We start from the raw sequence: 10,805 nt of genomic DNA, 5'->3' as shown, positions 1-10,805 counted from the left end.
TGGGCGATTGCGCCGTTCGGCATATGGGCGCCGTCCTCACCGAGATGGAAACCTCCCTTTTCCCTGCACTTGCCACACGCTCGACCGACATGCCGGTGGTTCCTGAAGGCGCCAGGCAATCGACGCTCAATATCAATTCATTCCACGGCGGACAGGACGAGAACCCTCCCGAATTTACCGGCTTTCCCTCGCCTTGCGTGCCTGACAGTGCGCGCATGGTCATTGATCGACGCTTTCTGATCGAGGAAGACTTCCAAGACGTTCAGCAGGAAATTCACACCCTTCTGGAACGGGTCAAATCGCAACGGGAAACTTTTTCATACGACATTCGCGACTTGCACCATGTGATCCCAACGATGACCGACAAGACGGCACCAATTGTGCAAAGCACCGCAAAAGCAATCAAAAGTGTCTTGGGTCGGGATGCGGAGTATGTCGTTTCCCCAGGCACTTATGATCAAAAGCACATTGATCGGATCGGGCGCCTTAAAAACTGCATTGCCTATGGGCCGGGATTACTGGAACTTGCGCATAAGCCCGATGAATACATCGGCGTTGACGATATGCTAGACTCGGCGAAAGTGATGGGCCTGTGCTTGATTGATCTTTTAACCGACGCTGGTGAACAGGGAGAAAAGTTATGAAATTCAAAGCATTGACGAGCGCTGCTGCGCTGGTGGTTTTGGCGGGCACGGCTCAGGCTGACACAGGCTTGATTGTTGGTCTGCAACTGGAGCCACCACACCTTGATCCGACGAGTGCTGCCGCAGGCGCGATTGATCAGGTCCTTTATTCGAATGTTTTCGAAGGTTTGACGCGTTTTGGGCCTGACGGCTCGGTCAATCCAGGCCTCGCCGCAAGCTGGGACATCTCGGAGGATGGCCTGAGGTACACGTTCAACTTGCGCGAAGGTGTCGCTTTCCATGACGGGACGGCAATGGATGCAGAGGACGTTGTGTTCTCACTTGACCGAGCGCGCGCCGAAGACAGCACAAATGCGCAAAAGGCACTCTTTGCCGAAATTGAAGGCGTCGAAGCGGTTGATCCAACCACTGTGCGCGTGACGCTTTCGACCGCCAATGGCAGTTTTTTGTTTAATATGGCTTGGGGCGACGCCGTGATCGTCGCCTCCGAAAGCATCGAAAATATCAAGACGAACCCAGTGGGAACGGGCGCATTCAAATTCTCGAACTGGGTCCAGGGGGACCAGATCGAGTTAGTTCGCAATGAGGACTATTGGGGAACGCCAGCCAATCTCGAGACAGCGACCTTCAAGTTCATTTCAGATCCCACTGCGGCGTTTGCGGCCATGATGGCTGAAGATGTCGATGTATTTTACAGCTATCCCGCACCTGAGAACTTGCCACAGTTCGAAGCAGATGCGCGCTTCGAGGTGCTTGTCGGATCATCAGAGGGTGAGACTATTCTGGCGATCAACAATCTGATGGAACCGTTCACCGACGTGCGTGTCCGCAAAGCAGTTGCACACGCTATTGACCGGCAAGCCATTATAGATGGTGCCATGTTCGGCCTTGGCACTCCGATCGGGACGCACTTTGCGCCACACAACCCAGACTACGTCGATCTGACGAGTAATTCGCAGTATGATCCCGAGCTTGCAACGTCATTGCTTACCGAAGCGGGTTACCCTGACGGGTTCACAACAACGTTGAAATTGCCGCCGCCATCCTACGCCCGTCGTGGTGGCGAAATAATTGCCTCCCAGTTACGCGCTGTGGGTATTCAGACCGAAATCAGCAACCTTGAGTGGGCCCAATGGCTTGAACAGGTGTTTCGCGGCAAAGACTTCGGCCTGACGATTGTCAGCCATACCGAGCCTTTCGACATCGGTATCTACGCGCGGCCTGAATACTACTTCCAGTATGACAACGCCGACTTCCAGTCGTTGATCAAGGACCTGACGGCCGAGACTGATCCTGCAAAACGCTCAGAACTTATTGCCATGGCGCAGACAATAATCTCGAACGATTATGTGAATGGATATCTCTTCCAATTGGCAGTCCCAACGGTCGTGAAAGCCGGCATTCAAGGCATCTGGTCCGATGCGCCGACACAAGCGATTGACCTCACAGCTGTCAGCTGGAGCAATTGATTAAAATGGCCCGCCCCGGCAGCAACTTCGCCTGCCGGCGCGGGCTTTGAGCTAAGCCCAGACAGATGGCGCGCTATATCCTGACGCGACTTTTATCGTTGCTTATCAGCTTGACCGTTGCCAGTGCCGTTATTTTTGCGTTGATCGAAATCATACCGGGCGATCCTGCCGCCTCCATGCTAGGGATCAATGCGCAAGACGACACGATTGCCGCCTTACGCGCCGAGCTTGGACTGGATACCAGCCCTCTTGAGCGCTATTTCGGTTGGGTCAGCGGAATGGTTACCGGTGATTTTGGCACGTCGTATACCTACCGCACGCCAATCTCTGAAATGATCGCGGAACGGCTTTGGATATCACTTCCGCTCGCCCTTATCGCGCTTGCGCTTTCGACGCTAATTGCCTTCCCGGTTGGCATTCTTGCCGCATCGAAGCGAGGCTCTTTGACCGACACAATTGTTATGGGCTTCACCCAACTTGGCGTCGCCATCCCGAACTTTTGGTTTGCTATGCTGATGGTGCTGGTTTTTGCAATTAACCTTCGATGGTTCTCGGCCGGCGGGTTTCCGGGCTGGGACGAGGGCCTGTTTACTGGATTGAAGGCTCTGACTTTGCCAGCGATCTCACTTGCCCTACCCCAGGCGTCCATCTTGGCTCGCGTGATGCGCTCGGCTCTCGTAGATACGCTGGACGAAGACTTCATGCGGACCGCACGCGCCAAAGGGTTGAACAGACGACAAGCCATCCAACGCCACGCGTTACGCAATGCAATGATCCCCGTCCTGACAATCATTGGCCTGCAGTTTTCGTTCCTCCTGGCCGGGGCGATCATTATCGAGAACGTTTTTTTCCTACCTGGGCTAGGTCGATTGGTTTTCCAGGCGATTTCACAACGAGACCTGATTGTTGTGGAGAGCGTTGTGATGCTGCTGGTCTTCGCTGTGATCGTCGTAAATTTCGCCGTTGATATAGCCTACGTGCTGGTCGATCCGCGGCTGAGGCGTCAAGGATGAAGACCAACCGCAATCTGGTCGTTGGCGCAGCCCTAACAGGGTTTTTCACGATTGCCGCTCTCATCTCATTCCTTTGGGTTCCCTATGACATTGAAGCGCTGAATATCGCAGACCGGATGAAAACGCCGTCCTTCTCGCACCTCCTGGGGACGGATCACTTTGGGCGCGATATCCTGTCTATGGTTATGATCGGTGCCCGCACGTCGATTGCCGTCGCGCTTGTCGCCGTTGGAATTGGGATGGGGCTGGGTGTTCCACTTGGGCTAGCGGCTGCAGCGCGCAAAGGCAGTCTCTTGGACGAGTTGATTGGCCGCGGGAATGATCTTGTCTTCGCATTTCCATCGCTTCTGATCGCAATTTTAATCACGGCGACGTTCGGACCAAGTGCTCTGAATGCAATCATTGCGATCGGGATTTTTAACGTGCCGGTTTTTGCAAGGTTAACGCGCGGTTCCGCACTTAGCATTTGGAAGCGTGATTTCATCCTCGCCGCACGCGTGTCGGGGAAGAATTCCGCACAAATATCTGTCGAGCATATCCTTCCTAATTTATCGAGCCTGCTGATTGTACAGGGGACGATCCAGTTCTCTCTCGCTATTCTTGCAGAAGCCGCGCTTTCATATGTTGGCCTCGGCGCACAGCCCCCCACGCCCAGTTGGGGCCGCATGTTGGCTGACAGCCAAACGATGATCAGTCTCGCACCTCATCTCGCCCTCGCCCCCGGGCTTGCGATCGTCTTTACCGTGTTGGGGCTAAATCTTCTTGGCGACGGCTTTCGAGACGTCTTCGATCCCCGCCTGCGGCGAGGGCGGACATGACGCTTCTTGAAATAGAGGGCCTTTCGCTTTCAATAAACGGATCGCCAATCCTAAAGGATATCTCCCTGTCGCTGAAGCAAGGCCGTATTTTGGGCGTGATCGGCGAAAGCGGGTCAGGCAAATCGATGACTGCTTTTGCAATAATGCAGCTTCTGCCGTCGGGATCAAAAGCAACCGGGCACCTTCGAGTGCTGGGGTTCGACATGCTTGCCGCCAGCGAGGACGACTTGTGCAAAATGCGTGGAAATGACGTATCCATCGTCTTCCAGGAGCCCGCGACGGCTCTCAACCCATTGAAAACTATTGGTGACCAAGTCGCTGAAGCGATTTTGATACACGAACCCTCGACAACTCGCGCGGGCGCCCAGGTTCGCGCTCAAACCACATTGGAACGGTGCGAACTTCCAGCTGAACAGTTTCCTCTGACACTTTATCCGCATGAATTGTCCGGAGGCCAAAGACAGCGTGTGGTCATCGCTCTTGCAATTGCACTGCGTCCAAAACTTCTGATTGCGGACGAGCCAACCACCGCACTGGATGTAACAACGCAGGCAGAAGTACTGGAGCTTCTCAAGCGGCTCGTCACAGAAGACCAGATGGGTTTAATGCTTGTCAGTCACGATCTCGCCGTTGTGGCCGGAATGGCGGATGACATCGTCATTATGAAAAACGGTGAGATTGTGGAAAGTGGCGTCGCAACAGCCGTATTTCAACAGCTACGACATCCCTATACCCGTGCGCTTTACGCCGCCTCCGAGCATGTCCCGGATCGCACGCCACCGCGCAGTACGGCCCGCTTGTTGTCGGTGACAAATTTGGTGCGGGACTATCGGCTGCCGCGCACTGCTTTGTTTGCTGCGCCGCAATACTTTCGGGCGGTCGATCATGTGAGTTTTGATATCTTCAAAGGCGAAAGCCTTGGTCTTGTTGGGGAAAGCGGTTGCGGCAAATCAACACTTACGCGGGCGATACTGGGACTTGAGACGGTGCAGGGTGGGGAGATGTATCTGGATGGGATGCCTATCGCTGGAGGCAGACACGTCGATCGAAAGATACGGCGCCGGATGCAGGCGGTCTTTCAGGACCCCTACGGATCGTTCAATCCCCGGCACAGGGTCGACAGGCTGATAAGCGAACCGTTTCATTTGTATGAAGAACCGCCTTCCAGCGACGAAAAGAATGAGGCCGTCGTTGGGGCGCTTCGCGCCGTCGGCCTAAGCCCGGAAGATCAATTCAAGTACATACATGAGTTTTCCGGGGGTCAGCGCCAGCGCATCGCGATTGCGCGGGCTTTGATCACCCAGCCAGAACTTATCCTGCTTGACGAAGCGACATCGGCTCTCGATGTATCAATCAGAGCTCAGATCCTGGATTTATTGGCGGAATTGGCGAACAGTTACGGCCTAACATATCTGTTCATTTCGCATGATCTGTCAGTCGTCAGATCAATAACGGACCGTGTTTTGGTGATGCGGGACGGTAGAATCGTCGAAGAAGGAAAAACTGAACAAGTTTTCAGCGCGCCTCAGCATCCATACACACGGTCGCTAATCGACGCGTCTCCAGTTCTTCCAAAGAACGCCAATCACTAGGCATTTGCATTTCCAAACCACTTGCAGCGGCCTCTGGAGATACTGCGCTCGCATGCCCCGCCCGGGCCGCAGCTCAGCAAGCAGAGGATCAGAATGGCAATTTCCCACTGGCATTGTCGATATGGGAGCGACAACGGCGGCGTTGATTTTGATATGGCTCTGTGGGGGTGGGGTTTGGAACGCTCCTGGAATAGTCGCCGTCGTGGACGATGCAGAAACTTTTCGCGTCAGCTTTTCTAGGCAACTCCGATTGCGACGTTTTCAAAAGTCGATACGTCTTTGCCGGCGGTGAATTCAGCGACGTCGGCTGCGAAAGATCTAAAATGCGCGCTTTCGTTGTGAAGGTCGAAAGCACTCCTGTCCTCGTAGAGCTCATAGAGAAAAACAGAATTCGGGTCAGCAGGATCTGTGCACACATCGAACCTATGACACCCGCCTTCATTGGTAAGACTATCGCGCGCTTGCTGGTGCATTCTGGGCAAAAACCGCTCCATCGCGCTTGGGCGAATACGAAAAGTGACACAAACAGCGTACATTTTATTGTTCCTTAGCTTTTCGTTGGAAAGCGACGTCGCAGCTCTGCAACCTGATCTTCGTTTAGGGGTCGGGTCTTCATGCCCTGTAGCGAGAGAAAAAGCTTAGCCGTCTCTTCAAGCTCTTCTGTTGCATACACAGCATCTTCCAGAGAAATGCCTGCAACGACGGGGCCATGATTGGCCAAAAGCACTGCGTGGTGATCTGAAGCCATCTCTCTGACGGCCCGCGCCAGATCAAGATCGCCGGGCGGAAAATACGGGATCAACGGCAAGACACCGACCCGCATCACGTAGTATGCAGTGAGCGGTGGCAGCACATTGGTCGGATCAATGTCGTGCAGACAACTTGCCGCCACCGAATGTGTTGAGTGCAAGTGAACAATTGCCCCGGCGTTGGGACGACATTCGTACATTGTTGTGTGAAGAAAGGCCTCTTTCGTCGGCGCATCTCCATCGACGTGTTTGCCAGTCAAATCCAGCTTGGCAATTCGAGAGGGATCGAGATTTCCAAGACTTGATCCAGTCGGCGTCATCAGCCATCCATCGTCGAGACGGACGCTAATGTTTCCCGTCGACCCAAAGGTCAGTCCCCGATCAAAAAGGGAGCGGCCCATTTCCGCGATTTGATCTCGGGTCTGGCTTTCAGTCATTGAGGCTTTCCATCTATTTCCAATATCTTAGCGCGCCAACTAGACGCTGTCGATCTGCGCCAAAACCTCATTCGTCACTGCAATTGTGCCCATATCGCCGCCAAACTCCATCGGACGGATACGATTTGCGGCAAACCCTGCCTCTACAGCACTATCGACCGCACGCGATGCGATTGCGTAGGCGTCAGAGCCAGTCTTTTCAGAAAGGTATTCCAGCATTAACGCCCCGCTTAAAATTGCCGCCAATGGATTTGCCTTGTCCTGCCCCATGATGTCGGGCGCAGTGCCGTGGGCAGGTTGGAACAACCCGTGATTATCACCAATTTCGGCGCAGGCAGCCATTCCCATGCCCCCAACAAGCCCACCGCCAAGATCAGAAAGAATGTCTCCGAACATGTTTTCCATCACCAGAACGTCACTATCCCAAGGCTGTCGGATCATATTTAAAGCCTGCGCATCGACGTAGGCGTAGTCATGCGCAATATCTGGATAGTTTGGTGCGATTTCATCAAATATCTTTCGGAAAAACGCCATGGAATTGAAAACATTGGCTTTATCTACGCAAGTCACTTTGCCCATCCCGCCACGCTCTTTGCGGCGCGCAGCCAAACGAAATGCAAAGTTATGGAGTTTCTCTGTCGTTGGGCGTGTGATGCGCAAGATATCTCGGGCTTCGCTATCGCCGATTACTTCGCCGCGCCCATGGACTGCGGCCGAGTAAAACAATCCCTCCGTGGATTCCCGCAAGATAATCAGATCGATCCCGGCCGCACGGGGATCTGCTAATCGCTGCGGAGCGTTCGGGTACGCTTTGACCGGGCGCACGCCTGCATAAAGCCCATACCGATCCCGCAATCGCAAGTGGGGCGCAATCTCAGTGCCGTCGGGGCGTCGGATTGACGGCAAGCCGATTGCGCCCAATAGGATCGCGTCCGCGTCCCCCGCCCTTTCCTCGCCATCAGGCTCGATATCAAGACCTGTTTGCTGGTAATAGCCTGCGCCAGCTAGGATCGGTGCGTAGTGAAGCGTCTCTCCGCCCGCCTTGGTAATAGCCGCATCCACAACGGCCATTGCCGCGTCGGTCACATCCACGCCGATCCCGTCACCTTTGATGAGTGCAATTGTTGTTTGCCGGTTCATTTGCGGCGCTCCCGTTTTGTTTGGCCCGTTCCCTAAAGCTGGGGCAACCGATAATTTTCAAGAATGGCGATCAATTCGGTCGAAGTCCGTTCCCGGTGCAGGCGGAACGCATTTCGCGTCCCGGCGGCATCGCCGCGACGCAGGAACTCCAGGATCACCCGGTGTTCCGCCGTCGAGACAATTGGAGGTTCACGCAATCGAAGCGTGACCATCCTCGCACGGTGGGCTTGGTCATAGAGCGCCCCCACAAATGCCGCGAGCCTTTGGTTGCCGTGAAGCCGCAACAGCGTCTGGTGAAACCTGTCGTCTGCCGCTGCCCATGCATCAAGGTCGCCCCGCTCAAGCGCAACGCTCATATCCGCCGTCGCAGCATCAAGAGGCGCGATTTCTTTCTCGCCAGGATTGCGTGCAGCGAGGTGCGCTGCTGCTTCCGGCTCAAGCGCGTTCAAGATCTCGTAAATCTCTTTCATATCCTCAACGCGGATTGGCAAGACACGCGCACCTCGGCGCGGGACCATTTCGATCAGACCTTCTGCCTGTAGACGGATCAGGGCCTCGTGCACTGGCGTGCGGCTCATGCCCAACCGCGACGCAAGCTCAGGCTCTGGCTCAAGATATCCAGGCGCCATTCGATTGGCGCGGATATCGTCTTTTAGACGCAGATAGGCATCGTCTGTGCGGCTTCGGACTTTCTGCAACTGCATTTGAGCCCCCTGTTGCTGAGAGTTCTAAAATACAAAGGTCGCGTCCGTCAAATACTTTTATGTATACATTAAGGTATACCTTGCGCTCTGAAGCGCTTTTTCGCTCCATTCACAGACACGAAAGGAAAGATTTCACCATATTTTCCATGAGCTTATCGTAGAGTTCCCCGCCTGGCACAAGCTGGCCGCCCAAGGGATCAAGCGCCACAACTTTGACGTCAGTTTCGGACGCGATGGATGTCAAAAGCGGCGAATTCAGCTGGATTTCAGTAAAAAGGCACGAGACCTCCGCGTCTTCCATCGCCTGCCGAATATCCTTGACCCGCGCGGCACTTGGCGCCGCGGCATCGCTTTGGGAGATAGCCCCTAGCGCACGGACACCAAACCGGTCCTCGAAGTAACGGTAGCCATCATGCAAAACAACGAACCGTGCCGCGCGCGCGGGCTCTAAGTCTTGGTTCAGTTGATCCAAAAGCAAGTCCATTTGCTTTTGCGATTCCACCATATTGCTCTGATAGATTGCTGCGTTGTCGGGATCGATCCGTGATAATTCCGCTGCAATTGCCGACAACCAAACCCTCGCATTCAATGGGTCAAGCCAGGCATGGGGATCAGTGCCTAAGTGACTGTGCCGATCATGATCGTGCGCATCCGTCCCATCAGACGGTTCTTCTGCAAAAACGGCTCCCTCTCTAAACTCCAGCATCAGCGTCCCCTCGGCTTCCAGCAGCGAAACACGCTCAGCATCTGCCGCGAGTGTCTCAAGTGTTGCTTTCAGCCACGGGGTCAAAGCGTCCCCCACCCAAAACACGGCATCAGCGTTTTGCAGGCGGCGCGCGTCAGATGGGCGCAACGCATAGTCATGCGGTGATGCCGTCGCTGGTAGCAAAAGCTCGGGCGTGCCAACGCCATCCATAATCTGTGCCACCAGCGAGTGAACAGGCGCGATGTCCGCGATCACTTGTGGCGTGTCAGCCCGTGCAAACGATGGCAGCCAGAGGGTCAAAGCAAAAACCGCAATTCGGGTCGTCCGCATCTTCAATACACCTCTCAAAAGCATCTGAACGGCCGACTTGATAAATGTTATCTTATAACATATCAACCCACTACTTTGATGACACTGGAAACCAACAATGCCTCCCCTCGGGTTTGAACCTCACGACCACTCAGCTTGTATTTCTGACGCAGTTGGTCGGGCAGACACCGCATGCCGCGATGCTGGCCTTCAGTTCACGCCAGTGCGGCGCCGTGTTCTCGAAATCCTGCTTGCAGACCATCGGGCGCTCGGTGCGTACGACATTCTCGACATGCTGCGCGGCGAGGGTCTGGGCTCGCAACCCCCCATCGCCTACAGGGCACTCGATTTCCTGGTGGAAAACGGATTTGCCCATAAAATTGAAAAGCTTAACGCCTTTGTGGCGTGTGGGCATTCCGGGAGGGATCACACACCAGCTTTTCTCATTTGCCGAAGCTGCGATGCGGTGGCCGAAACAGATGCCGAACCGAAACGAAGTGCCATTGGTCGCACGGCAAAGGCAGCAGGGTTTCAGATCGAACGCGCAGTTGTCGAGGTCGAAGGCCTTTGCCCGGAATGTCAGGTTACAGGCCCATGAGCCCCCTTTTTCAGACCAAGGATTTGTCCGTCCGACTTGATGGTCAGATCGTCCTTGCGCATGTTGCGCTGTCGATTGAGCCCGGCGAGATTGTTACAATTGTCGGTCCGAACGGCTCTGGAAAATCAACCCTATTGCGCACAATCATAGGCGCCATCTCACCGGAAAGCGGAACGCTCAATGTGCGGCCCGGCTTGAAAATCGGCTACGTTCCGCAAAAGTTGCACATCGACCCGACCCTTCCCGTCACTGTCCGCCGCTTTCTGTCGCTGCCAGTGAAAGTGGCGTCCGATGAAGCAGACCGGGTGCTCGCCCTTGCCGGGGCTGACGGGCTTTCCGGAAAGCAGATGTCAGATTTGTCGGGCGGACAGCTTCAAAGAGTGCTTCTTGCACGGGCGCTTTTAGGAAAACCGGAGCTTCTAATCCTCGATGAAGCGACGCAAGGCCTAGATCAGCGAGGCTCTGCTGCGTTTTACCAATTGATTGCCGACATTCGCGACGACGTTGGCTGTGCAGTCCTGATGGTCAGTCACGAGCTGCATGTCGTCATGGCCTCTTCGGATCGGGTCGTTTGCCTCAATGGTCATATCTGTTGCGAGGGTCATCCGGCCCATGTGGCGAGCGCG

12 protein-coding genes are annotated in these 10,805 nt (G+C 54.9%); 7 read left to right on the top strand and 5 right to left on the bottom strand.

Features of this window, described 5'->3' with window-relative positions; all coding sequences use genetic code 11:
- The 5 genes from AC221Y_RS14250 to AC221Y_RS14230 form a co-directional block, all read left to right on the top strand.
- On the top strand, window positions 1–644 hold a 644-nt coding region (locus AC221Y_RS14250), incomplete at its 5' end, for a M20/M25/M40 family metallo-hydrolase (protein WP_486707578.1).
- Window positions 641–2,113: an ABC transporter substrate-binding protein gene (locus AC221Y_RS14245; RefSeq protein ID WP_486707577.1), complete on the top strand. Its 1,473-nt coding sequence runs from the start codon at window positions 641–643 to the stop codon at window positions 2,111–2,113. The genes AC221Y_RS14250 and AC221Y_RS14245, both read left to right, overlap by 4 nt.
- A gap of 65 nt (window positions 2,114–2,178) precedes the next feature.
- A complete protein-coding gene (locus AC221Y_RS14240; RefSeq protein WP_486707576.1) occupies window positions 2,179–3,126 on the top strand; it encodes an ABC transporter permease in 948 nt (315 codons plus the stop codon).
- The gene (locus tag AC221Y_RS14235) at window positions 3,123–3,944 is read left to right on the top strand and encodes an ABC transporter permease (protein WP_299755530.1); all 822 of its coding nucleotides are present in this window, start codon (window positions 3,123–3,125) and stop codon (window positions 3,942–3,944) included. Before AC221Y_RS14240 ends, AC221Y_RS14235 begins: the two co-directional genes overlap by 4 nt.
- Complete coding sequence (locus tag AC221Y_RS14230) at window positions 3,941–5,536, top strand: ABC transporter ATP-binding protein (protein WP_299755533.1); 1,596 nt, start codon at window positions 3,941–3,943, stop codon at window positions 5,534–5,536. Before AC221Y_RS14235 ends, AC221Y_RS14230 begins: the two co-directional genes overlap by 4 nt.
- A gap of 236 nt (window positions 5,537–5,772) precedes the next feature.
- On the opposite strand, the gene AC221Y_RS14225 is transcribed toward AC221Y_RS14230, so the two are convergent.
- The 5 genes from AC221Y_RS14225 to AC221Y_RS14205 all read right to left on the bottom strand — a co-directional run bounded on the left by AC221Y_RS14225 (window position 5,773) and on the right by AC221Y_RS14205 (window position 9,602).
- Window positions 5,773–6,072 carry a putative quinol monooxygenase gene (locus AC221Y_RS14225; protein ID WP_299755535.1) on the bottom strand — a complete coding sequence of 100 codons (300 nt, stop codon included), beginning with the start codon at window positions 6,070–6,072 and terminating at the stop codon, window positions 5,773–5,775.
- An 11-nt stretch (window positions 6,073–6,083) separates the two neighbouring features.
- Window positions 6,084–6,722 carry a 3-oxo-tetronate 4-phosphate decarboxylase gene (gene otnC / locus AC221Y_RS14220; protein WP_299755537.1) on the bottom strand — a complete coding sequence of 213 codons (639 nt, stop codon included), beginning with the start codon at window positions 6,720–6,722 and terminating at the stop codon, window positions 6,084–6,086.
- Window positions 6,723–6,761: 39 nt separating this feature from the next.
- The gene (locus AC221Y_RS14215) at window positions 6,762–7,862 is read right to left on the bottom strand and encodes an isocitrate/isopropylmalate dehydrogenase family protein (protein ID WP_299755539.1); all 1,101 of its coding nucleotides are present in this window, start codon (window positions 7,860–7,862) and stop codon (window positions 6,762–6,764) included.
- Between the two features lie 32 nt (window positions 7,863–7,894).
- Window positions 7,895–8,566, bottom strand: a complete 672-nt coding sequence (locus tag AC221Y_RS14210) for a GntR family transcriptional regulator (protein ID WP_486707575.1) — start codon at window positions 8,564–8,566, stop codon at window positions 7,895–7,897.
- Between the two features lie 109 nt (window positions 8,567–8,675).
- Window positions 8,676–9,602, bottom strand: a complete 927-nt coding sequence (locus tag AC221Y_RS14205) for a zinc ABC transporter substrate-binding protein (RefSeq protein WP_486707574.1) — start codon at window positions 9,600–9,602, stop codon at window positions 8,676–8,678.
- A 97-nt stretch (window positions 9,603–9,699) separates the two neighbouring features.
- Between AC221Y_RS14205 and AC221Y_RS14200 the strand changes: the two genes are divergently transcribed.
- Window positions 9,700–10,179: a transcriptional repressor gene (locus AC221Y_RS14200; RefSeq protein ID WP_299755546.1), complete on the top strand. Its 480-nt coding sequence runs from the start codon at window positions 9,700–9,702 to the stop codon at window positions 10,177–10,179.
- Window positions 10,176–10,805, top strand: a 630-nt coding sequence (locus AC221Y_RS14195) for a metal ABC transporter ATP-binding protein (protein WP_486707573.1), incomplete at its 3' end; no start/stop codon positions are given. The genes AC221Y_RS14200 and AC221Y_RS14195, both read left to right, overlap by 4 nt.

This window comes from Boseongicola sp., from assembly GCF_057460485.1.
Note: the sequence above shows the minus strand (reverse complement) of the source record. Positions and strands in the feature narration are given on the sequence as shown.

Excerpts from the sequence above, each read along its gene's own strand:
- AC221Y_RS14245 (WP_486707577.1), top strand. The coding sequence starts at position 641 with ATGAAATTCAAAGCATTGACGAGCGCTGCTGCGCTGGTGGTTTTGGCG.
- AC221Y_RS14240 (WP_486707576.1), top strand. The coding sequence starts at position 2,179 with ATGGCGCGCTATATCCTGACGCGACTTTTATCGTTGCTTATCAGCTTG.
- AC221Y_RS14235 (WP_299755530.1), top strand. The coding sequence starts at position 3,123 with ATGAAGACCAACCGCAATCTGGTCGTTGGCGCAGCCCTAACAGGGTTT.
- AC221Y_RS14230 (WP_299755533.1), top strand. The coding sequence starts at position 3,941 with ATGACGCTTCTTGAAATAGAGGGCCTTTCGCTTTCAATAAACGGATCG.
- AC221Y_RS14225 (WP_299755535.1), bottom strand. The coding sequence starts at position 6,072 with ATGTACGCTGTTTGTGTCACTTTTCGTATTCGCCCAAGCGCGATGGAG.
- otnC (WP_299755537.1), bottom strand. The coding sequence starts at position 6,722 with ATGACTGAAAGCCAGACCCGAGATCAAATCGCGGAAATGGGCCGCTCC.
- AC221Y_RS14215 (WP_299755539.1), bottom strand. The coding sequence starts at position 7,862 with ATGAACCGGCAAACAACAATTGCACTCATCAAAGGTGACGGGATCGGC.
- AC221Y_RS14210 (WP_486707575.1), bottom strand. The coding sequence starts at position 8,566 with ATGCAGTTGCAGAAAGTCCGAAGCCGCACAGACGATGCCTATCTGCGT.
- AC221Y_RS14205 (WP_486707574.1), bottom strand. The coding sequence starts at position 9,602 with ATGCGGACGACCCGAATTGCGGTTTTTGCTTTGACCCTCTGGCTGCCA.
- AC221Y_RS14200 (WP_299755546.1), top strand. The coding sequence starts at position 9,700 with ATGCCTCCCCTCGGGTTTGAACCTCACGACCACTCAGCTTGTATTTCT.